The organism is Aquabacterium sp., assembly GCF_044226965.1.
GTDB lineage: Bacteria > Pseudomonadota > Gammaproteobacteria > Burkholderiales > Burkholderiaceae_C > Pseudaquabacterium.
In genome coordinates, this window is sequence record NZ_JBGAGA010000097.1 from 1 (window position 1) to 20374 (window position 20374).

Consider the following 20374-nt stretch of genomic DNA (forward strand, 5'->3'; position numbering starts at 1 on the left):
GCCGGCACGTTGGTGGGCTTCAGGCCGTTCAGCGACGGGTCGCTGGTGTTCTGCACCCGGGCGCGCAGCAGCATCGCGCTGGCGCGCAGGTTCCACGCGCCGGCGCGCCAGTCGAGCTCGGCTTCCAGGCCGCGGTGGCGCTGTTCGCCGTCGATCACGTGGGTGCAGCTTTCGTCGTTGTCGTCGCAGGCGCCGATGTCGCGCGCCAGCGGGCGGGTGATGTCGAACAGCGCCAGGCCGGCGTCGAGGTTTGCTTCCCGGTGCTTGAAGCCGGCCTCCCATTGGCGGCTCTTCAGCGCCGGCAGGGCCTGGCCGGCGTTGCTGTAGAAGCTGCGGTTGGGCGTGACCTCGGACTCGACGCCCTGGCCCCAGCTGAGGTAGACGGTGTCGCCCGCGCTGAGTTCACGGCTGAAAGCCAGCCAGGGCGTGGTGACGGTCTGGCCGTACTGCGTGGGTCGCGTGCCATTGGTGCGCACGCTGTCGCGCTGCAGGTGCGTGCTGCGCAGGCCGGCCCACAGGCGGTTGCCTGCCCCCAGGTCGATGGCGTCCTGCAGCCGCCATTCGGTGCTGCGTTCGCTGCGGTTGGTGTTCTCGTCGGTCAGCGTGGGGTCGGGCGGCGTGACGTTGCTGCCGTCGATGCTGCCCACCCCCACCCAGTTGTAGGCCTGGCGGTTGAAGCTGGCGCGGTAGCGGCTGATCAGCACGCCCGCGCCCAGCTGGTGCTGCAGGCCGGCCAGCGCGCCGTGCCAGGCCAGCGAGAGGTCCAGCGCGTCGGTGTTGCGGCGTTCACCGTCGCTGCGGAAGTCGTAGAGGTCGAAGCTGCCGTCGCTGCAGTAGCGGTCGTAGACGTTCTCGGCACTGCAGCCGTAGGGGAACGCCACGCGGTCGTCGCTGCGCAGGCGCTGTGCCATCGCATGGGCCGTGACGCTCAATTCGCCCGTCATCTGCTGCGTGTAGCGCAGCGAGGTGGTGCGGCCGTCCAGCACCACCGGCAGGCTCCAGGGCTGGTTGTTGAGGCTCAGGTTCGGGTCGATCGCATGCGCGTCGGGCACCCGGCTGCCCAGCAGGCTGAAGCCGGGCTGGCTGGGCTGGCGCTGGTGGCTGATCTCGATCTCGGCTTCCAGCAGGCCGCCGCTGCCCACGCGCGCATCGCCGGCCAGGGCCAGCAGGTGGTTGCGGCCTTGGGAATTGCGCAGCGCGGGGTCGAGGTGGTTGGCGCTGGCGTTCAGGCGCCAGCCGATCGCGCCATCGGCGCCGACGCGGTCGGCCAGGTCGATGGCGGCGCCGTAGCTGTTGTCTTCGGCCCAGCCGATCGAGGCGCTGCGCACTGGCGTGTTCGCCTGGGCCGGTGGGCGCTTGACGACGAAGTTGACCAGGCCGCCGGGCGCGCTGGTGCCGGCCTGCAGGCCGCTGGTGCCCTTGAGCACTTCGATGCCGCTCTTGTTGGCCAGCAGGATCGCCGTCTCGGCATTGATCGGCAAGCCGTCGCGGCGGAAGTTGAAACGGTTGTCCAGCACGAAGCCGCGCACCGTGAGCATGCTCCAGTAGCCGGCGGAGTTGTAGGCGTCGCTGATGCTCGCGTCCAGCCGCGTGATGTCGGCCAGGCTGGCGATGGCCGCATCCTGCAGCTGGGCGGCGCTGACGCTGGTGGCCGAGAGCGGCAGCTTGCCCAGCGGCGTGTCGCCGAAGCCGGCGACGTCCACCGCCGGGTTGCCGGTGCCGCGGCCGGTGACGGTGACGGTCTGCGTGGTCTCCTGGGCCAGGGCGGGCAGCGTGGCCAGGGCCAGCGCGCTCAGTGCGAACGGAATGGAAGAGCGATGCGATGCCATCGTCGTGCCTTTCAGCAGGGACGGCAGGTGGGCAAACGAAGAAGGGACGTGCGTGCGAACGCGGGCCGGTTCAGGCTTGCTTCCCTGCGCGAGGATTACCTCAATCAGGTTCAAAGGGACTTTCTCAGTCGCACCGCGGATGGCGGTGCAACACCCCTAGCGAAGCCACGCGACCCTCTCGGGTCACGTGGGAGTCGAATTATCGCTGACGACGCATCAGTCGTCGAAGTTCGGTGTCTCGACGCCCAGCACCTTGTGCAGTTTCGGGCTGGTGGTGGTGTACTGCAGCAACACCCGCTTCTCCGGGAAGACGTAGGGTGACGCGCCGAAGGCCGCGAGCGCGGCTTCATGGAAGCCCGAGAGGATGAGCTTCTTCTTGCCCGGGTAGGTGTTGATGTCGCCGACCGCGAAGATGCCCGGGATGCTGGTCTCGAACTTCTCGGTGTCGACGACGATCTGCTTGCGCTCCAGGCCCAGGCCCCATTCGGCGATGGGCCCGAGCTTGGGGCTGAGGCCAAAGAAGGCCAGCAGCATGTCCAGCGGCACGACGCGGGTGACGCCGTCGTTGCCGGTGACGCGCACGCCGCGCAGCCGGCCCTCGGCTTCGTCGATGCCGGTGACCTGGCCGACCATGAACTGCATCTGCAGCGCGTCACACAGCTCGCGCATCTTGGCCACCGAGGCCGGCGCGGCGCGGAAGCCGTCGCGGCGGTGGATCAGGATCACGCTGCCGGCCTGGTGCGGGCCTTCCTGCGCAAAGTTCAGCGCCCAGTCCAGCGCCGAATCGCCGCCGCCGACGATGACCAGGTCCTTGCCGGCGAACAGCGACGGATCGCGCACGCGGTAGAACAGCTGCCGGTCGGTGTAGGGCTCCAGCCCCTCGACCTTCAACGCGCGCGGCTGGAAAGAACCCACGCCACCGGCGATGAACACGGTCTTGGCCAGGAACTGCGTACCCTTGGCCGTTTCGACGAAGAAGCGGCCGTCCGCTTCCTTGCGCACCACGGTCACTTCCTGCCCGAGGTGGAAGGTGGCGCCGAAGGGCTCGATCTGCTTGAGCAGGTTGTCGGTCAGCTCGCGGCCGGTGCACACGGGCACGGCCGGGATGTCGTAGATCGGCTTGTCGGGGTACAGCTCGATGCACTGGCCACCGGGGTAGGCCAGCGAATCGATGATGTGGGCCTTGATCTCCAGCAGCCCGAGCTCGAAGACCTGGAACAGCCCGACAGGCCCGGCGCCGACGATGACGGCGTCGGTTTCGATGATCGCCATGGCGAAGCGCCCGATTCGATCAGCGCTTCAATTCGCCGATCTTGTCCTTGACGTCCTTCCACTCGTCGGCATCCGGCAGCGCGGCCTTGCGCTTGGTGATGCTGGGCCACTGCTTGGCCAGGTCGGCGTTGAGCTTGATGAAGGCCACCTGGTCGCCCGGCACGTCTTCCTCCGGCAGGATGGCGTTCACCGGGCATTCGGGGATGCACACGGCGCAGTCGATGCATTCATCGGGGTCGATGGCCAGGAAGTTGGGGCCTTCGCGGAAACAATCGACCGGGCAGACATCGACGCAATCGGTGTACTTGCAGCGGATGCACGATTCGGTGACGACGTGGGTCATGGGAGCGAACCAGTTTTGCTATTCGAGGGTGACCGGGAGATTTTAAGTCGCGGGGGTGGGATCCGCGCCTTGAGCCTTGTCAGTTCCGGGGGATGACGCGGCCGCCGGGGCGCCGCCGGCACCCACGGTGACGACCGCCGGCCGGCCGGCATGCAGGGCGCCGGCGTCGGCCAGGGTGGCCACGCGATGCTCGGAGACGATGGCGTCGGGCCAGCCGGCCCGCGAGACCACGCTCACCGGCGCATCGGCCGGCCAGCCGGCTTCCAGCAGCTTGGCCGCGAGCGCCGGCAACTGCAGGCCCGCCATGTAGAACACCTCGGTGTCGGCCGTGCGCCGGGCCTGCAGGGCGCCCAGGTGCGTCATCGCCGTGGTGAAGCTGACGGTGCGGCCGCTGCCGCGGCGTGTCAGCGGCCGGGCGGCTTCGGCGGCGGCGGCCAGCGCCGAGGTGACGCCGGGGACGATCTCGAAGCCGATGCCCACCGCCGCCAGCGCCTGCAGCTCTTCTTCCAGGCGGCCGAAGATGCTGGGGTCGCCGCCCTTCAGGCGCACCACGCGGTCGTGGGCCTGCGCCTGTGCCACCAGCAGGGCGTTGATGGCCTGCTGGCCGGTGGCATGGCCGAAGCCGCGCTTGCCCACGTCGATCCAGCGTGCATCGGGTGCGATCGCGCGCAGGGCCGGATCGGTCAGTGCGTCGAACAGCACCACCTGGGCCTGCGCCAGCAGGCGCTGGCCGCGCACGGTGATCAGGTCCGCCGCGCCCGGCCCGGCGCCGATGAAGACGACGCGGCCCAAGCGCTTCAGCCGCGCACCAGCAGCGCGCCGCTGGTGCGGTTGCTGGCGGGGTCGACGACGATCAGCGCACCGCCGACGCGGTTGCTGGCATAGGGCTCCAGCGGCAGCGGCTGCTGCAGCTCGATGACGACATGGCCGATCTCGTTGACCGCGAGTTCGTGTGCGTCGGTGGGGGCCAGCGTGTGGATGTCCAGCCGGTGCTCGATGCTGGCAATGCGCGCCTGCACCCAGCGGTTGCCGTGGCGCACCCAGTACTTGCGGCCGACCTGCGCAGCCTCGGTGTCCAGCCAGGCCAGCGTGGCCTCGAAGCGCTGGGTGGGCTTCAGCGCCCCGGGGCTGGCGATCCAGTCGCCGCGGCTGATGTCCAGCTGCCGATCGAGCACGATGCCGGCCGATTCGCCGGCCTGCACGCGATCGACCGTGCTGCCGGCGCGACGCACCTCTGCCACCACGGCCTGCTCGCCACTGGGGAAGACCTGCACCGCGTCGCCGGCCTGCACCGCGCCGTGGGCGATGCGGCCCCAGAAGATGCGCGGCTGGTGGCCGGCGCCTTCACCCGCGCTGCCGGATTCACGGGCGACGAACTGCACCGGCTGCAGCAGCGTGCCTTCGGTACGTTCCTGCGTGGTGGGCAGGCGCTCCAGCAATTGCAGCAGCGAGGGGCCCTGGTACCACGGCGCATCGAGTGGCGCGGTGACGTTGTCGCCGCGTAGCGCGCTGACCGGGATGATGCCGGCCACCGTGATGCCGGCCTCGGCCGCAAAGGCCTGCAACGCGGCGCGCGTGGCCTCGAACGCGGCCTGCGCGTCGGCGTCCACTGCGTCGAGCTTGTTCACCGCGAACACGATGCTCGGCACGCGCAGCAGGTGGGCCAGCAGGGCGTGGCGCCGGGTCTGTGCCAGCAGGGTCACCGGCGTGGCGCGCCAGTCGATCTTGGTGATGTCCACCAGCACCACGGCGGCATCGCTGCCGGCAGCGGCCGTCACCATGTTGCGGGTGTACTGCTCGTGGCCTGGTGCGTCGGCGATGATGAACTTGCGGTGGCGCGTGGCGAAGTAGCGGTAGGCCACGTCGATCGTGATGCCCTGTTCGCGCTCGGCCTCCAGGCCGTCGGTCAGCAGCGACAGGTCGATCGGCTCGCCGGCGGCGCGCTTCTGCAAGGTGTCCAGCTGGTCGGCCAGGATCGCGCGGCTGTCGTACAGCAGGCGGCCGATCAGCGTGCTCTTGCCGTCGTCGACACTGCCGGCGGTGAGGAAGCGCAGCGCCCGGTGGTCACTCAGGGCTTGGGGCAGGGCAGACATCAGAAATAGCCTTCCTTCTTGCGGCGCTCCATCGAAGCGTCCGAGGTGCGGTCGTCCATGCGCGTGGCGCCGCGTTCGCTGACGGTGACGGTGAGCGTCTCGGCGACGATCTCGGCGGCATTCTGCGCCGGGCTTTCCACCGGGCAGGTGCAGGTCATGTCGCCGACGGTGCGGAAGCGCACCTCGGCGGTCTCGATGGTCTCACCGGCCTCGGGCGGCGTCACCGCGGTCACCGGCACCAGCAGGCCCTTGCGGCGGATCACCTGGCGCTGGTGCGCGTAGTACAGGTCGGGCAGCGGGATGTTCTCGCGGGCGATGTACAGCCACACGTCGAGTTCGGTCCAGTTGCTGATCGGGAACGCGCGGAAATGCTCGCCAGGGCGGTGGCGGGTGTTGAACAGCGTCCACAGCTCGGGCCGCTGTTCCTTCGGCTGCCATTGGCCGAAGCTGTCGCGGTGGCTGAAGATACGCTCCTTCGCGCGGGCCTTTTCCTCGTCGCGCCGGGCGCCGCCGATCAGCGCGTCGAAGCGGTGTTCCTCGATCGCTTCGAGCAGCGTGACGGTCTGGTGGCCGTTGCGCGATTCGAGCGGGTGCGACAGGCGCACCGTGCCGCGCTTCATCGAATCCTCGAGGTGGCCCACGACCAGGCGTTCGCCCATCTCGGCCACGCGTCGATCGCGGAACTCGATCACCTCGGGGAAGTTGTGGCCGGTGTCCACGTGCAGCAGCGGGAAGGGCAGCTTGCCCTTGAATTCCTGGCTGCCAGGCGCGACACGGTTCTTGAAGGCCTTCTCGGCCAGGCGCAGCACCACGCAGGAGTCCTTGCCGCCGGAGAACAGCAGCGCCGGCCGCTCGAACGAGGCGGCCACTTCGCGCAGGATGAAGATGGCTTCCTCTTCCAGCCAGTCGAGGTGGCGGTGGTCGAGTTCGGGCAGCAGCTGGTCGAGATCGACGCGGGCGTTCATGCGGTGGCCTCCTGGCTCTTGTCCTGCGGGTCGCGCAGCGGCAGCATGCTGACGGCCGCCTCTTCCTCGGCCTGGCTCACATGCAGGCCGCATTCCTTGGCCGCCTCGTCTTCCCACCACCAGCGGCCGGCGCGGAAAGGCTCGCCCACCGCGATGGCGCGGGTGCAGGGCGCGCAGCCGATGCTGGGCATGAACTGGTCGTGCAGCGGGTTGTAGGGCACGTTGTTGGCCTGGATGTAGTGCCACACGTCGTTCCAGCTCCAGTCGGCCAGCACGTTGAGCTTGGCGCGGCCCTGGTCGTCGCTGTCGACGAAGGGCACTTCGTTGCGCGCGTCGCTCTGCTCGCGGCGCAGGCCGGTGACCCAGGCCGAGCGGTTCGCCAGCATGCGCGACAGCGGCTCGAGCTTGCGGATGCCGCAGCAGGCCTTGCGCAGCTCGAGGCTGCGGTACATGGCCTCTTCGCCGTTGCTGCGCACGAAGTGGATCACCGCCTCCTGCTGCGGCCGATACACCTCGACCTTCAGCGCGTAGCGGTCCTCGATGCGGCCGATCAGCGCGACGGTCTCGGCATGCAGCTTGCCGGTTTCCAGCGTGCCGATGGCGATGGGGATCTGGTGCCGCGCGATCAGGTCGGTGATCACCATGTCCTCGGCGCCGAGGCTGGTGGCCTGCACGATGCGGCCGGCATGGTCGGCCGCGGCCTGGCGCAGCAGCGCGACGGTGGCGGCAATCCGGTCTTCGAAGCCCGGCCTGGCGCGGGCGTAGAGGTCGATGGCGCTCATGATGTGCGTTAGATTCCTTGACCGACGAACTGCTCGGCTTCCTGGGCCTTGCGGGCGGCCTGCGCGGCCAGGTCGGCCGACAGGTCACGCGCGAAGGCGGGTTGGGGCTGCAGCAGGTCGCCCTGGTAGTGGCCGGGGAAGAAGTTCAGCGCACGCTCGGCGCTGGACTGCTTCTGGTCGTGGCGCAGCTGCACCGCGTCGAAGCCGGTGCGGGCCAGCAGCGGCATCATGTCCACCACCACGTCGCCGGTGGCACGCACCTCGCCAGCGAAGCGGTAGCGGCTGCGCAGCAGGCGCGCCTGGCTGTAGGCGCGGCCGTCGATCCACTTCGGGAACTGCAGCGCCACCAGCTGCAGCCGCGGCAGGTCGGGCGCGACGGTCTCGATGTCCACCGTGTTGGGCACGATCACCCCGGTGGGCAGGCCCGCAGGCCAGGATTCGCGTACCGCGTGCCATTGCTCCAGCGTCAGCAGCAGGTTCGCGCGCACGGGTGGCTGCTGCATCGGGCCGTCTTCGCCGACGGCCTGGTGCCAGGTGTCGTGGTGGGTGTCGATGAACTTCATGCGGTGGCCTTAGGCAGTGAGGTGGCGCTGCCCGTCGGCGGCGGTCTTGAAGGCGTTGATGCCGATGCGGCGCACGGTGTCGATGAAGCGCTCGCCAGCCTCGCGCTCGCGGCGGTAGGTGTCGATGATGGCTTCCATCACGTCCGGCACCTCGTCGGCGGCGAACGAAGGGCCGATCACTTTGCCGGGTATGGCCGCGCCGCTGATCGTCGAGCCGTCCGATCCGCCCAGCGTGACCTGGTACCACTCGCTGCCGTCCTTGTCGACGCCGAGGATGCCGATGTGGCCACTGTGGTGGTGGCCGCAGCTGTTGATGCAGCCGCTGATGTGCAGGTCGATGTCGCCGATGTCGTACAGCGTGTCGAGGTCGTCGAAGCGCTCTGTGATGGCCGCGGCCACGGGAATCGAGCGCGCATTGGCCAGCGCGCAGAAGTCGCCGCCGGGGCAGTTGATCATGTCGGTCAGGAAGCCGATGTTCGGCGTCGCGAAGCCGGCGGCCTTGGCGGCCTGCCACAGGGCCTGCAGCTCCGCGGCCTTGACCCAGGGCAGCAGCAGGTTCTGGTCGTGCGTGACGCGCAGCTCGCCATGGCTGAAGCGGTCGGCCAGGTCGGCGGCCTGTTCCATCTGCGCATCGGTGGCGTCGCCGGGCGGCACACCGGCGCGCTTGAGCGAGAGCGTCACCGCGCGGTAGCCGCTAAGCTGGTGCGCATGCACGTTGCGCTCGAGCCAGCGGGTGTAGGCCAGCGGCTGGTCGGTGTGGGCGCCGGGCGTGGCTTCGGCCAGCGCCTGCACGCCGGCCGGGCGCTGGAAGCAGGCGGCGACGCGGTCGAACTCGGCTTGCGGGATCAGGTGCGCGGCGCCTGCGGCGTCGTCGTTCAGGATGTGCTGGAACTCGGCCGCGACCGCGTCGAAGAACTTCTGGCCCTCGGCCTTGACCAGGATCTTGATGCGCGCCTTGTACGCGTTGTCGCGCCGGCCGTAGCGGTTGTACACGCGGACGATGGCCTCGATGTAGACCAGGATCTGCTGCCAGGGCACGAACTCGCTGATCACGCTGCCGACCACCGGCGTGCGCCCCATGCCGCCGCCGACCAGCACCTTGAAGCCGATGGCGCCGTCGGACTGCTTGACCAATTGCAGGCCGATGTCGTGCCAGGCGATGGCGGCGCGGTCTTCACGGGCGCCCGAGACGGCGATCTTGAACTTGCGCGGCAGGAACGCGAACTCGGGGTGCAGCGTGCTCCACTGGCGCAGGATCTCGCAGTAGGGGCGCGGGTCGACGATCTCGTCTGCCGCCACGCCGGCCAATGCGTCGCTGGTGATGTTGCGGATGCAGTTGCCGCTGGTCTGGATGCCATGCATGTCGACCGACGCGAGCCGGTCCATCACGTCGGCGGCCTTGGGCAGCGGGATCCAGTTGTATTGCAAGTTCTGGCGGGTGGTGAAGTGGCCGTAGCCGCGGTCGAACTCGCGCGCGATCCGGGCCAGTGCACGCAGTTGCCGGCTGTTCAGTTCGCCGTAGGGCACGGCCACGCGCAGCATCGGCGCGTGGCGCTGCACGTACCAGCCGTTCTGCAGGCGCAGCGGGCGGAAGTCGTCGTCGGAGAGCTCGCCGCTCAGGTTGCGCTCGAGCTGGTCGCGGAACTGCGCGGCCCGGGCCCGGACGAACTGGCGATCGAATTCGGTGTAGGCGTACATCGTTGTTCTGGTGGCAATCTGACGGTCAGGGAGCGGACTATAGAAAACCCGTATATATCCTCAAACTACAAAGAAGTTTTCTGCAAATGCTCATCCGGAATAAAGGGCGGTGTGAGGCTTTCTAGAATCCGGCCGATGAATCGACGCCATGTCAGCCTTGCCCTGGCGGGTGCGCTGCTCGGGGCCGGCCTGGCCGGTTGCCAGACCCCGCCCGCGGCGCCCGCGCTGCCGTTTCCGGAGCCCGTGCCGCCGCGCCCGCTGCGCCCCCCGCGCATCGGCCTGGCGCTGGGCGGGGGCGCTGCGCGCGGCTTCGCGCACATCGGCGTGATCCAGGTGCTGGAAGAAGCCGGCATCCGTCCCGACCTGGTGGTGGGCACTTCGGCCGGCAGCCTGGTGGCCACGCTGTATGCGTCCGGCAAATCGGGGGCCGAGCTGGCGCGGCTGGCCATCGCGATGGACGAGTCGGCGATCACCGACTGGGGTTTCCCGGGCCGCGGCCTGATCCGGGGCGAAGCGCTGGCGCGCTACGTGCGCGAGCAGACCGGCGGCCGGCTGATCGAGCAGTTCGGCCTGCCGCTGGGCGTGGTGGCCACCGACCTGGACAATGGCCAGGCCGTGCTGTTCCAGCGCGGCGATCCCGGGCTGGCCGTGCGGGCATCGAGTGCGGTGCCTGCGGTGTTCCAGCCGGTGAAGATCGGGGCGCACGAGTATGTGGACGGCGGCCTGGTCTCGCCGGTGCCGGTGCGCTTCGCGCGGCAGATGGGCGCCGAGCTGGTGGTTGCGGTCGACATCTCGAACGCGCCCGAGGGCAACCCCACCGGCGACGTGATGCGGCTGCTGCTGCAGACCTTCGCGATCATGGGCCGCAGCATCAACTACTTCGAGCTGAAGGAGGCCGACCTGGTGCTGCGGCCCCGGCTCAATGGCCACTCGGGCGCGGACTTCACGGTGCGCAAGCAGACCATCGACGCGGGTCGCGAGGCCGCGCTGGCCCAGTTGCCGTCGCTGCGCCAGCGCATCGTGTCCTTGTCACGGCGCGACGCCTGAGCCACCGCCTTCAGGCAGCGTGATCTGCAGGCCTTCGCATTCGCGGCGGAAGTCGGCCAGGCTCAGCAAGCCCAGGCAGGGCCGGGCACCCGGGGCCGGCGCGGGGCCAGCGCGCCAGCGGCGCAGCAGGGCAGCGGCGGCCAGCGTGGGCACGTAGGGGCCATCGCCGCTGGTGGCCAGCAGATGCCACAGGCGATGCTGCGGCTGGCCGTCCGGCCGCAGGCCCTGCACGGCCACATGCATCGCGCCGGCATCGCTGCCCCAGGCCGTGAACCAGTCGCCGGCGCGCTTCAGCAGCGCGGCGTGGGCTGACCAATCGCGCACCAGGCCCCAGCGCGCCAGCAGCGCCATCAGGTTCATGCCCCGGTGCAGGAAGCGCAGCTCCAGGCCGGCGCCGAAGCGCACGGACGGCCGGCCCGGGTAGCGCGGCGGCAGCAGGGTGAGGTCCGGCACGTCGCACGGTGACAGCAGGCGCGGACCGACCGGTGCCGGGTAGGCGTGTTCCCAGCGGCCGCTCCATCCGTAGGTGGGCGAGGAATCCATCGCCGGCAGCGGCTGGCCACAGTAGCCCAGGATCGCCCGCACGGTCGACAGGCCGCGTTCGGTGCGGTTGCCGGGGCTGATGCCGATGTCGATGCGCTGTACCGTGGCCAGGCCATCGGCCAGTGCATCGACCGCGGCGCAGGACAAGGCCGGCACCGAGCTCGCGCCACTGACCACGGCCACCCCCGCAGCGGCGGCCGGGCGGTGCAGGGCCGTGATGCCGGCGACGAATTCGCGCCCGTCGGCCAGGTCGATGTAGTGCGCGCCCGCGGCGATGCAGGCCTGCGCCACCCGGTAGTCCTGGCCCTGGAACGGCCCGGCGGCGTGCACCACGGCGTGGGGCGCCCATTGCCGCAGGCGCGCGGGCAGGTCGTCGGCCTGGACGTCGATCGCCTCGCTGCGCAGGCGAGCGGCGGCCGCGGGTTGCACGGCGGCCACCAGCGCCTGCGCCCGGCCTTGCGATCGGCCGGCCACGATGAGTTCGTAGCCCGCCTGCTGCGCCAGCCGGGTCACCAGGCGGCGCCCGAAGAAGCCGTAGCCGCCGAGGACCAGCACGCGATAGGGAAGGGGCATGACCCAGTCTACCGAGCGCCCCCGCCCCGTTGGGCGGGGCCCCAAAAGCAAAGGGCCACTTGCGTGGCCCTCAGGTCGTCGGCGCCGGTCACGGGTTCCGGAATTCCGCCCATTGGTGCGGTCGGTTGTTTGTTGCCTTCGATGCCTTGCAGTATGCCGCGGCTGTGTGGCAGTGATTTGACGAAGTGCAATGCCGGTGCCCCCCAGTTCGCGGGTTCGGGCCCACTTGCTGCGCCGCAGCATAATTGCGCCGGGCCGCTGAGCGCCCGGCAACCGAGGGACAGCATGCGCACGGTCGTGTTCAATCAGAAGGGCGGCGTCGGCAAGTCGACGATCACCTGCAACCTGGCCGCGATCAGCGCCGCGCAGGGCCTGCGCACCTTGGTCATCGACCTCGATCCGCAGGGCAATTCCACCCGTTACCTGCTGGGCGAGGCGGCCGACGCGCCGCGCGACACCCTGGCCGAATTCTTCGACCAGACGCTGAAGTTCAGCCTGCGCAACCGCGGGGCCGAGGAGTTCGTGGCCGACACCCCGTTCGAGAACCTGCAGGTGCTGCCTTCGAGCCCGGCGCTGGATGAACTGCATGGCAAGCTCGAATCGCGCTACAAGATCTACAAGCTGCGTGACGCGCTGAACGAGCTGGGCGAGCAGTTCGACCAGGTCTGGATCGACACGCCGCCGGCGCTGAACTTCTACACCCGCTCGGCGCTGATCGCGGCGCAGGGTTGCCTGATCCCGTTCGACTGCGACGACTTCTCGCGCCGTGCGCTCTATGCCCTGCTGGAGAGCGTGCAGGAGATCCAGGCCGATCACAACCGCGAACTGCAGGTGGCCGGCATCGTCGTGAACCAGTTCCAGCCGCGTGCCAAGCTGCCGCAGCGCCTGGTGCAGGAACTGGTGGACGAGGGCCTGCCGGTGCTCGAGCCCTACCTCAGCGCCAGCGTGCGGGTGAAGGAATCCCACGACGCCGCGACGCCGATGATCCACCTCGACGCACGCCACAAGCTGACGCAGGAGTACCTGGCACTGCATGCGGCGCTGGAAGCCGCGCGCAATGCCGGCAAGCTCAAGGCGCCTTCGTCGCGGCGAAGCGCTCGTTGAACCAGGTGTCGAGCATGCGCGCCTCGTAAGGCAGCGGGGTGTCGGCCTGTCCGCCGCGCAGCGGGTTCATCAGGTAGTTCATGTCCGACAGGTGTTCCTCGCCGGTGGCGAGCACCTTGTCGCCTTCGCGCAGCGTGAAGCGCAGGTCGATGCGCGGCCAGTCGGCCCGGCCCTTGAGCACGCGCACATCCGAGCGCGTGCGCGGGAAGATGTTGCCGGCCAGGTCGACGTCGGTCACCTCGATCAGCAGCGACCGTCCCTCGGGCAGGACTTTCGTGCCCAGCTGCTTCAAGTGGTCGGACAGGGCGGCCAGCACCTGGTCGCGCCGCATCAGGTTGTCGCGCGCGTCGGTGAAGGTTTCGGGCTTGATGAACTTCACCTCCACCGTGCCCGCCATGGCGGTACTGGACGCCAGGCAGGCCATTGCGATCAGGAATGCTCGCATGGGGCACCTCCGTACGGGATGGGGCTGATCGTGCCAGATCACCATCGCCCTGGTGCAAAGAATGATTGCTGCGCCATGACGCCCGCTTGCGCGCGCTCAATCGCGCGCCAGCGTGATGGCCACGTCTGAATCCGGGTAGGCCACGCAGGGCAGGATCCAGCCTTCGCGCTGTTCTTCGGCCAGCAGGCCCGGCCACTCGATGCGGTAATGGATGCGGCCTTCGATCAGCCGGCACATGCAGGTGCGGCAGGTGCCATTGCGGCAGGAACTGCGCAGCGGCAGCATCGCTGCCTGGGCCGATTGCAGCAGCGTGCGATCGGCGGGCGCCGGCACCTCGTCGCCGGCCGGCAGCACGCGCAGGCGAAAGGCCGGCGTGGCGTCGCCGCTCATGCGGCAGTCTGGTGGTCAGCGCGCGCTGGCCAGAAGCGCGCCGAAGGTGCCGGCGGGCACATCGGCCAGCCCATGGCAGCGGGGCGAGACGCGCGGTGCCCCGGGCGGGCAGGGCTGGTCGCGGTCGATCGACCAGAAGTGCACGCCGGCCAGGCCCATGCGGCGTGCGCCGGCGGCCAGCACCTGCGCATCGGCAGGCGTGAAGACGTTGTCCTGAACATCATTGACGCCGAGCATAGCGGTGAGCGCGATGCGCCGCGCCGGCACGCCATGGCGCTGCTGCAGATTGCGCGCCGCCTGCAGCGCCGAAGCGCCCATGTCGCAGCGGCCGTCGCGAACCACGCAGTGCGCGGCATCGGCCGGGCCGTAGTTCATCACCATCAGGTTGATGATCGCGTGGTCCAGCCGCGCTTCCCGGATGGCTGCGAGCGCCTGCTCGCCCAGCGCATTCAGGCTGCGGGCGCTGCCGTCGCTGGCGGCGAAGGTGGCCAGCGTGAAGCTCAGGCGCAACCGGGGCTTGCGCTGCTGCAGCACGCGCAGGCGCTGCACCAGCGAGCGGATCTGCTCCGGTGTCTGCCGGCCCTCGATGTCGAAATCGAAGCCCAGCAATCGGGGCGACGCGTAGCGCGCGACGAAGCGGCGCATGCCTTCGTCGCTGGCGCAGGTGAAGATGCCGGCCTCGCCGCCGGTGGAGACGATGTAGCCCACGCCGCTGCGGCCGTAGGCCTCGACGTTCTGACGCGCAAAGGCCTCGGTGTCGAAGTTGCCCCAGTGCTCGTCGCCGCACTCGCCGGTGGCGAAGCCCCAGGCCACCTGATGGACGGCAGCCGGCAGCGCGGCGATGCGCAGCCGGGTCGCATCGAGACCTATCGAAATGTCCTTGTACGGCGCGTGGACGGTCTGCGCCTGGCTGATGGCGCAAGCCGCCAGCAGCAGCGCGGCACAGCGCAGGTTCGAGTAGAGGGACAGCATGCGTCAGCGATGAAAAACGGGCGAACCGGCTGCGCCGATCCGCCCGCAACACACCCAAGGAGTCGTTGAGGTCAGCAGGACATCAGTACTTCACCCGCGCCGTCAGGTAGTACTGCCGCCCGTTCGTGTAGATCGAGCGCGGCTGGTCCTCGTTCAGCGCGTAGTACTTCAGCTTCGGGTTGTTCAGGTTCATCGCGTCGAACGAGAAGCTCAGCTTGTCGCTGACGCGATAGCCCAGCGATGCCGCCAGCGTGGCGGTGTCGGCCTGGTTGAAGGCGGTCGAGCGGTCCAGCCCGCTGAAGAAGTGCGAGCGGAAGTTATAGGCCAGGCGCACGTTGAAGCGGTCGTCCTCGTAGTAGCCCACCAGGTTGTAGGTGTCGCGCGAGGCGCCGACGATCGGGCCACCGCCGGTTTCCTTGGCATCGGTGTAGGTGTAGTTCGCGGTGACGCCGAAGTTGCCGAAGGGCTGTTCCCAGGCCAGCTCGAAGCCCTTGACCTTGCCCGAGCTGTTGACCGGCACGCTCAGCACGTAGTCGGCCATGTAGCCGCTGAGGTTGTTCTTGTCGAAGGTGATGTACTGGCGCTTCACCTGGCCCAGGCCGACGTAGCTCTTCAGGTCCATGTAGTAGACGCCCGCCGACAACAGGGCGCGCGGCGCGTAGTACCACTCGACGGCGGCGTCGAAGTTGGTCGAGCGGATCGGCTTCAGGTCGGGGTTGGAGCCGTTGCCCTGGCCGACATCGCCCTGGTTGGCCGGTGGCGAGAGGTTCAGCGCGCCGGCCAGCGCGGCGTAGTCGGGCCGGGTCATGGTCTTGGTCACCGCGAGGCGGCCGACCAGGTCCTTGGCCAGGTCGACGCGCAGGTTGAAGCTGGGCAGCACGTCGGTGTAGCTGTGGTCGGTGGCCACCGGCAGGAAGGCGCCGAATGCCGAGCCCAGCACCGCGCCAGGCGCGGTGTCGGGCACGTTGATCCACTTGACCACGTGCTCCTTGGTCTTCACCAGGCGCAGGCCCACATTGCCGCGCCAGCCCTTGCCTTCCAGGTTGGCCTGCACGTAGGCGGCGTCGGTGCGTTCGTCGAGTTGCGAATCGGCCAGCGGGTAGGCACGGGCCTTGGGGTCGCGGTTCGACAGGCCCGGTGCCACCGCATTCATCTGGTCGAAGGTGTAGTACCAGACGTCGCGCGGGAAGTTGCCGCCCAGGCTCGAGCCGAAGTTGCCCGGGTAGTTGGCGTAGCTCGAGGGCCAGTTCGCCAGGTTGAAGGCATCCGGGTTGAAGCTCGGGCCCTGCGCGATGGTTCCCAGTGCGTCGCGCGTGTGCTTGGCCGAGCGCACGCCGAACTTCAGCGACGACAGCACGCCGCTGTCCAGCGCGTACTCGCCATCGATCTGCGCCCAGTCGTCCTTGTCCTTGATGTTGACGTTCTGGTAGCCGAAGATCCAGTCCAGCGAACGACCGGCCGGCGTGTTGGCCGGCGAGTTCAGCGAGAAGTTCGCCGCCGAATCCACGCCGTTGAGTTGCCACGACGCGCCGGTGCCCTTGCCGATGTCCCATTCGGCGACGTTCTGCGTCGGCGTCAGGCCCTTGCCGGTGGAGGTGCCGCCCTTGAAGTTCAGCGACAGCGCGTCGCTGGCGCGCCAGTTGGCATCGAAGTTCACGAAGGTGGTCGAGGCCGATTCGTCCGGGCGCGAGATCTGGTCGTACACGCCATAGGTGCTGCCCGGCACGCCGCTGAAACTGGCCGACACCAGCGTGTTGTTGCGCACCACGTAGCCCGCGTCCGGCGACTGGCCCTTGCCCTCGTTCAGGAAGAACGGAGCGTGCAGCAGGTAGTTGCGGTTGTAGTTGGCCGCGTCCATCTTGGACGAGTAGGCCGAGAGGTCCAGGCTCAGCGTGTTGATCGGCTTGACCTGCACCTCGAGCAGGCCGCCTTCGCGCTTGCGCTCCTGCTCGAACAGTGCCGCACCCATCGAGCGCGGGTAGTACACGCCCGCCAGGTCCGGGTGGGCCAGCGCCACCGGGCTGCCGGCGGCGATCTGGTTGTAGCCCAGGATCTCGAAGCCGTCGCGGCGCAGGTGGCGCTTCTCGGAGAACAGCTGCACCAGCACGCCGGCGGTGCCGGCGTCGTTCTTGTAGTTCAGCAGCGCGTTGAACTGGCCGTCGGTCTTGTTCGGCAGCGTGGCATGCACCGCGCCGAGCGAGCCTTCCAGGGTGAACTGCTGGCGGAACTCCAGCGGCTTGCGCGTGACGACGTCCACCGTGCCGGCCACGCCGCCTTCCACCAGGCTGGCTTCGGAGGTCTTGTGCACGACGATCTTGCTGACCAGCTCCGAGGGCAGCAGCGTGTAGCTGACGCTGCGGCCGGCGTTGTCGCTCTGGTTCAGCACGAACCAGTCGCCCGACGAGACCGGGTGGCCGTTGATCTGCGTCAGCGTCAGGCTGGGGTTGGTGCCGCGCATCGAAACGCGGTCGTTCTCGTCGAAGCCGCCTTCGGTGGCGCCGGCCGAGCTGATGGTGACGCCGGGCACGCGCTGCAGCGAATCGGCCACGTTCTTGTCGGGCATCTTGCCGATGTCTTCGGCCGTGATGACTTCGGTATGGCCATCGGCGCTGCGCTTCTGCGCCAGCGATTGCTGCAGCGAACCGCGGATGCCGGTGACGACCACCTGTTCGGGGGCCGCGGCAGCGCCGGCTGCGGCAGCGCCCGTGTTGGCCTGCGCCACCTGCACCGGCTTGCCGTCGGACTTCTTCTCCGCCCCGGGCTGCGCGGGGGCTTGTTGTGCCTGTGCCAACGAACCGATCAGCGCGAACGCCACGGCCGATGCGATGGGTGTCAGTGTTGCCTTCATGAGCTCCTCTCGAAGTTGGCCTGTCGGGGTGGCGGCCGGTTTGCTGGTGGGGCCGTGCGGCACGACCCTTGGTCTAAAGTGGATGCGTACCAATGTACTACCACTTTGATGTTTTGGTCTAGCCGTTTTCCCGGATAGGTCTTGTTGCTTGATGACCAATCCCTGCGAACGGAGGGTGACTCCTTGGCCTCAAGGTAGTAGAAGCCAGGACCAGCCGGCCTGGCGCTTCTGGTACGATAGTGGTACTTAAGCAACGGCGAGGCAGAAAGCGCTGATGAGGACCGAGGCCCCCCGCCCGACGGCGCTGTCGCAGATCCTGCGCACGCTCGACCCCAGCAACAACCAGCCGCTGTACATCCAGCTGCAGCAGGCGCTGAAGCAGGCCATCGAGAAGCGCATCCTGAGCCCGGACGACGCCTTGCCGTCCGAGCGCCAGCTGGCTGCCGAGCTCAATGTCTCGCGCATCACGGTACGCAAGGCCATCGACGGTCTCGCCGAAAGTGGTCTGCTCGAACGCCGCCAGGGCTCGGGCAACTTCGTCTGCACCCGCATCGACAAGAACTTCTCGAAGCTCACCTCGTTCTCGGAGGACATGCGCGCGCGCGGCCGCAATCCGCGCAGCGTGTGGCTGAAGAAGGCCGAGGGCACGGTGTCGCCGGAAGAGGCGCTGAAGCTGGCGATGAGCCCCGGCACGCTGGTCTACCGCTTCCATCGGCTGCGCTATGCCGACGACGCCCCGATGTCGATCGAGACGGCCACCATCGCGGCCTGGGCGCTGCCTTCGCTGGAGGCGGTGGATGCCTCGCTGTACGAGGCACTGGACCACGCCGGCAACCGGCCGGTGCGCGCGCTGCAGCGCCTGCATGCGCTGTTGCTCAGCGACGAACAGGCCAAGCTGCTCGAAGCCAAGCCGCGCGACGCCGGCCTGCTGGTGGAGCGCCTGGGCTACCTGCGCGATGGCCGGGCGATCGAACTCTCGCAGTCGATCTACCGCGGCGACACCTACGATTTCGTCGCCGAGCTGAACGCGATCTGAGCCAGCGCGATCCGGCAGGCGGGCTCAACGCACGCCCCGCGCGGCCGGCTGACAGCGGCTGCAGTCTGTTGCCACATTTGCCCGCATTGCCCGGGCCGACGATTGTCTTTACCTGGGCTTGACCTGCGCCGGTGAACGGCGGCTTCGCGGCACCCGTTGTCTGGCCATGGCGCAGCGAACCCCGCCGCGCAGATCGCCCAGGAGATGACAGATGAACCGCAAGCAACTCGTGATGGCCGCGCTGACCCTCGCCGGCCTGGCCGCCGCCGGCGCTTCGCAGGCCCATGGCGTGCAATGGTCGGTGAGCATCGGCCTGCCAGTGCCGGCCGTGGTGCTGCCGCGCCCCGTGGTGGTGGCCGAGCCGGTCGTCGTGCCGCAGCCGGTGTACAGCGCGCAACCGGTGTACGTGCAGCAGCCGGTGTACGCCCCGTACCACCGCGCGCACTACTACCAGCAGCCGACCCGCTGGGATGCGGATGGCGACGGCATCCCGAATCGCTACGACCGTGTCTACAACCCGCGTTGGGACCGTGATGGCGATGGTGTGCCGAACCGCTACGACCACCATCCCCACCAGCGCGGCCGCTGATCGCCGCGCTCAGAAGTCGCAGCGGCTCTCCAGGGCCGGCTGCGCTGCCGGCACGGTGTCGATGCGCGCTGTGCCGCTGCGGCGCCAACGCGCAACCTGAGCGTCCACCTGCGCCGGGCTCAGCGTTGCCCCGCTGGCGTGGAAGACCCAGTCCACGTCCTGCTGGTAGACGCGCGGCTCGGCGCTCGGCGGCAGCAGCCCGCCGGGAGAGAACCACAGGTTGAAGTTGATCGACATCGGCACCACCGGCACGTTGCGCCCGGCGTGGCGCGCCACCGGCCTGCCGTCGACGAACATGCGCACCTGGCTCGGTTCCACCTGCATCAGCAGCACATGCCAGCCGCCGAAGGCGCGGAATTCCTCGTGGGCGCTGTTGTGCGATTCCCAGGGCTCGACCTGCACCGTCTGCCAGGAGATGCCGTACAGCCGCGTCTTCTCGCTGTCCCAGCCGCCGTTGGGCAGGTACTCCCAGTCGACCTCGCTGAACTGCGGGTCGAAGGCGTGCTGCAGCGGGCTCACCGCGTAGAAGGTCTGGATCACCGGATCGCCGTCGAGGCCTTGCACCGGCGCATCGGTGAAGCGCACGCGGGCCGCGTAGGTGCCGTACAGGAACTTGCGCTGCTGGCAGATCTGCGCCTGCACGGTGCCGGCGGGCGTGCCGTCGGTGCGCGCGGTCATGCGCAGCAGCTTGTTGCCGGGGCGTTGCGGGTCATCTTCCAGCGTGAAGGCCTCGGGCCGCCAGGCACCGCCGGGCACGCCGGGGTGGCCCGCGGCCTCGCGTAATTGCCAACCGGAGGGCGCCAGTTGCGGCAGCGTGGCGTAGCTGAAGTCGTCGAAGAAGAACGGCGGCATCAGCGCAGGATCAAGCCGGTTGCTGTTCGGTGGCCGCGGCGGCAGTCGCCGGCGCGGCGCCGGGCATGCGCACGAAGAACTGCAGCAGCAGCGCCGGCACGCCGCAGGCAATCGTCCACAGGAAGAACTTCTCGTAGCCGAGGGCGATCTGGATGTCGCCGCTGATCGTCTTCGCGAGGATGAAGCCCAGCTGCATCACGCCCGAGCCCAGCGCGTAGTGCGCGGTCTGGAAGTGGCCGGGTGCCACCGCCTGCATCAGGTACAGGATCATGCCGACGAAGCCGAAGCCGTAGCCGAACATCTCGATGCTCACCGCCAGGCCGATGTGCAGCAGGCTGGTCGGCAGCGTGAGGCTCAGCGCGTAGAAGACGATGTTGGGCACGGCCATCGCGATGATCAGGATCGGCATCGCACGCTTGAGGCCCAGCCA

At 69.0% G+C, this 20374-nt stretch carries 19 protein-coding genes, 1 pseudogene and 1 riboswitch; of the genes and pseudogenes, 4 read left to right on the forward strand and 16 right to left on the reverse strand.

From position 1 onward, the window contains the following. The 9 genes from ACILR4_RS26765 to ACILR4_RS26805 form a co-directional block, all read right to left on the reverse strand. Window positions 1–1829: TonB-dependent siderophore receptor (locus tag ACILR4_RS26765; RefSeq protein ID WP_395703953.1), on the reverse strand; the 1829-nt coding region annotated here is incomplete at its 3' end. A gap of 64 nt (window positions 1830–1893) precedes the next feature. Continuing rightward, window positions 1894–1997: riboswitch (TPP riboswitch) on the reverse strand. Between the two features lie 48 nt (window positions 1998–2045). Beyond that, the gene (locus ACILR4_RS26770; protein WP_395703954.1) at window positions 2046–3101 is read right to left on the reverse strand and encodes an NAD(P)/FAD-dependent oxidoreductase; all 1056 of its coding nucleotides are present in this window, start codon (window positions 3099–3101) and stop codon (window positions 2046–2048) included. 19 nt (window positions 3102–3120) lie between these two features. Continuing rightward, a complete protein-coding gene (gene fdxA, locus ACILR4_RS26775) occupies window positions 3121–3444 on the reverse strand; it encodes a ferredoxin FdxA (RefSeq protein ID WP_395703955.1) in 324 nt (107 codons plus the stop codon). 42 nt (window positions 3445–3486) lie between these two features. Further along, window positions 3487–4236 (reverse strand): uroporphyrinogen-III C-methyltransferase, encoded by a 750-nt coding sequence (gene cobA / locus ACILR4_RS26780; RefSeq protein WP_395703956.1) that lies wholly within the window; start codon window positions 4234–4236, stop codon window positions 3487–3489. 5 nt (window positions 4237–4241) lie between these two features. Further along, on the reverse strand, window positions 4242–5537 hold the full coding sequence (locus tag ACILR4_RS26785) for a sulfate adenylyltransferase subunit 1 (protein WP_395703957.1): 1296 nt from the start codon (window positions 5535–5537) through the stop codon (window positions 4242–4244). Further along, window positions 5537–6502 carry a sulfate adenylyltransferase subunit CysD gene (cysD, locus tag ACILR4_RS26790; protein WP_395703958.1) on the reverse strand — a complete coding sequence of 322 codons (966 nt, stop codon included), beginning with the start codon at window positions 6500–6502 and terminating at the stop codon, window positions 5537–5539. The genes ACILR4_RS26785 and cysD overlap by 1 nt, the downstream gene beginning before the upstream one ends. Next, window positions 6499–7284, reverse strand: a complete 786-nt coding sequence (locus ACILR4_RS26795) for a phosphoadenylyl-sulfate reductase (RefSeq protein WP_395703959.1) — start codon at window positions 7282–7284, stop codon at window positions 6499–6501. The genes cysD and ACILR4_RS26795 overlap by 4 nt, the downstream gene beginning before the upstream one ends. An 8-nt stretch (window positions 7285–7292) precedes the next feature. Next, window positions 7293–7847: a DUF934 domain-containing protein gene (locus ACILR4_RS26800; RefSeq protein WP_395703960.1), complete on the reverse strand. Its 555-nt coding sequence runs from the start codon at window positions 7845–7847 to the stop codon at window positions 7293–7295. Window positions 7848–7856: 9 nt separating this feature from the next. Then, a complete protein-coding gene (locus ACILR4_RS26805; RefSeq protein WP_395703961.1) occupies window positions 7857–9545 on the reverse strand; it encodes a nitrite/sulfite reductase in 1689 nt (562 codons plus the stop codon). Window positions 9546–9680: 135 nt separating this feature from the next. Between ACILR4_RS26805 and ACILR4_RS26810 the strand changes: the two genes are divergently transcribed. Next, complete coding sequence (locus ACILR4_RS26810) at window positions 9681–10592, forward strand: patatin-like phospholipase family protein (protein ID WP_395703962.1); 912 nt, start codon at window positions 9681–9683, stop codon at window positions 10590–10592. Here ACILR4_RS26810 and ACILR4_RS26815 read toward each other — a convergent pair. Then, window positions 10575–11708: a saccharopine dehydrogenase family protein gene (locus ACILR4_RS26815; protein WP_395703963.1), complete on the reverse strand. Its 1134-nt coding sequence runs from the start codon at window positions 11706–11708 to the stop codon at window positions 10575–10577. The genes ACILR4_RS26810 and ACILR4_RS26815 overlap by 18 nt on opposite strands. Before the next feature lie 285 nt (window positions 11709–11993). Between ACILR4_RS26815 and ACILR4_RS26820 the strand changes: the two genes are divergently transcribed. Further along, a complete protein-coding gene (locus tag ACILR4_RS26820) occupies window positions 11994–12812 on the forward strand; it encodes a ParA family protein (RefSeq protein WP_395703964.1) in 819 nt (272 codons plus the stop codon). On the opposite strand, the gene ACILR4_RS26825 is transcribed toward ACILR4_RS26820, so the two are convergent. From ACILR4_RS26825 to ACILR4_RS26840, 4 genes are all read right to left on the reverse strand, one after another. After that, window positions 12778–13257, reverse strand: a complete 480-nt coding sequence (locus ACILR4_RS26825; protein WP_395703965.1) for a DUF3016 domain-containing protein — start codon at window positions 13255–13257, stop codon at window positions 12778–12780. The genes ACILR4_RS26820 and ACILR4_RS26825 overlap by 35 nt on opposite strands. A 96-nt stretch (window positions 13258–13353) precedes the next feature. Beyond that, window positions 13354–13647 (reverse strand): 2Fe-2S iron-sulfur cluster-binding protein, encoded by a 294-nt coding sequence (locus tag ACILR4_RS26830; RefSeq protein ID WP_395703966.1) that lies wholly within the window; start codon window positions 13645–13647, stop codon window positions 13354–13356. Between the two features lie 15 nt (window positions 13648–13662). Beyond that, the gene (locus tag ACILR4_RS26835) at window positions 13663–14619 is read right to left on the reverse strand and encodes a glycosyl hydrolase (RefSeq protein ID WP_395703967.1); all 957 of its coding nucleotides are present in this window, start codon (window positions 14617–14619) and stop codon (window positions 13663–13665) included. A gap of 82 nt (window positions 14620–14701) precedes the next feature. Then, the gene (locus tag ACILR4_RS26840) at window positions 14702–17467 is read right to left on the reverse strand and encodes a TonB-dependent receptor (protein ID WP_395703968.1); all 2766 of its coding nucleotides are present in this window, start codon (window positions 17465–17467) and stop codon (window positions 14702–14704) included. A 274-nt stretch (window positions 17468–17741) separates the two neighbouring features. Between ACILR4_RS26840 and ACILR4_RS26845 the strand changes: the two genes are divergently transcribed. Further along, the gene (locus ACILR4_RS26845; protein WP_395703969.1) at window positions 17742–18503 is read left to right on the forward strand and encodes a GntR family transcriptional regulator; all 762 of its coding nucleotides are present in this window, start codon (window positions 17742–17744) and stop codon (window positions 18501–18503) included. A gap of 211 nt (window positions 18504–18714) precedes the next feature. Continuing rightward, on the forward strand, window positions 18715–19092 hold the full coding sequence (locus ACILR4_RS26850; protein ID WP_395703970.1) for a hypothetical protein: 378 nt from the start codon (window positions 18715–18717) through the stop codon (window positions 19090–19092). Window positions 19093–19101: 9 nt separating this feature from the next. Here the strand turns inward: ACILR4_RS26850 and ACILR4_RS26855 are convergent, their stop codons facing one another. Both ACILR4_RS26855 and ACILR4_RS26860 read right to left on the reverse strand, forming a co-directional pair. Next, complete coding sequence (locus ACILR4_RS26855; protein ID WP_395703971.1) at window positions 19102–19944, reverse strand: glycoside hydrolase family 16 protein; 843 nt, start codon at window positions 19942–19944, stop codon at window positions 19102–19104. 10 nt (window positions 19945–19954) lie between these two features. Beyond that, window positions 19955–20374, reverse strand: a pseudogene (locus tag ACILR4_RS26860) (MFS transporter); the annotation flags it as partial.

Excerpts from the sequence above, each read along its gene's own strand:
- ACILR4_RS26855 (WP_395703971.1), bottom strand. The coding sequence starts at position 19,944 with ATGCCGCCGTTCTTCTTCGACGACTTCAGCTACGCCACGCTGCCGCAA.
- ACILR4_RS26805 (WP_395703961.1), bottom strand. The coding sequence starts at position 9,545 with ATGTACGCCTACACCGAATTCGATCGCCAGTTCGTCCGGGCCCGGGCC.
- ACILR4_RS26820 (WP_395703964.1), top strand. The coding sequence starts at position 11,994 with ATGCGCACGGTCGTGTTCAATCAGAAGGGCGGCGTCGGCAAGTCGACG.
- cysD (WP_395703958.1), bottom strand. The coding sequence starts at position 6,502 with ATGAACGCCCGCGTCGATCTCGACCAGCTGCTGCCCGAACTCGACCAC.
- ACILR4_RS26840 (WP_395703968.1), bottom strand. The coding sequence starts at position 17,467 with ATGAAGGCAACACTGACACCCATCGCATCGGCCGTGGCGTTCGCGCTG.
- ACILR4_RS26785 (WP_395703957.1), bottom strand. The coding sequence starts at position 5,537 with ATGTCTGCCCTGCCCCAAGCCCTGAGTGACCACCGGGCGCTGCGCTTC.
- fdxA (WP_395703955.1), bottom strand. The coding sequence starts at position 3,444 with ATGACCCACGTCGTCACCGAATCGTGCATCCGCTGCAAGTACACCGAT.
- ACILR4_RS26795 (WP_395703959.1), bottom strand. The coding sequence starts at position 7,284 with ATGAGCGCCATCGACCTCTACGCCCGCGCCAGGCCGGGCTTCGAAGAC.
- ACILR4_RS26825 (WP_395703965.1), bottom strand. The coding sequence starts at position 13,257 with ATGCGAGCATTCCTGATCGCAATGGCCTGCCTGGCGTCCAGTACCGCC.
- ACILR4_RS26845 (WP_395703969.1), top strand. The coding sequence starts at position 17,742 with ATGAGGACCGAGGCCCCCCGCCCGACGGCGCTGTCGCAGATCCTGCGC.
- ACILR4_RS26770 (WP_395703954.1), bottom strand. The coding sequence starts at position 3,101 with ATGGCGATCATCGAAACCGACGCCGTCATCGTCGGCGCCGGGCCTGTC.
- ACILR4_RS26830 (WP_395703966.1), bottom strand. The coding sequence starts at position 13,647 with ATGAGCGGCGACGCCACGCCGGCCTTTCGCCTGCGCGTGCTGCCGGCC.
- ACILR4_RS26835 (WP_395703967.1), bottom strand. The coding sequence starts at position 14,619 with ATGCTGTCCCTCTACTCGAACCTGCGCTGTGCCGCGCTGCTGCTGGCG.
- ACILR4_RS26810 (WP_395703962.1), top strand. The coding sequence starts at position 9,681 with ATGAATCGACGCCATGTCAGCCTTGCCCTGGCGGGTGCGCTGCTCGGG.
- ACILR4_RS26815 (WP_395703963.1), bottom strand. The coding sequence starts at position 11,708 with ATGCCCCTTCCCTATCGCGTGCTGGTCCTCGGCGGCTACGGCTTCTTC.
- ACILR4_RS26800 (WP_395703960.1), bottom strand. The coding sequence starts at position 7,847 with ATGAAGTTCATCGACACCCACCACGACACCTGGCACCAGGCCGTCGGC.
- ACILR4_RS26850 (WP_395703970.1), top strand. The coding sequence starts at position 18,715 with ATGAACCGCAAGCAACTCGTGATGGCCGCGCTGACCCTCGCCGGCCTG.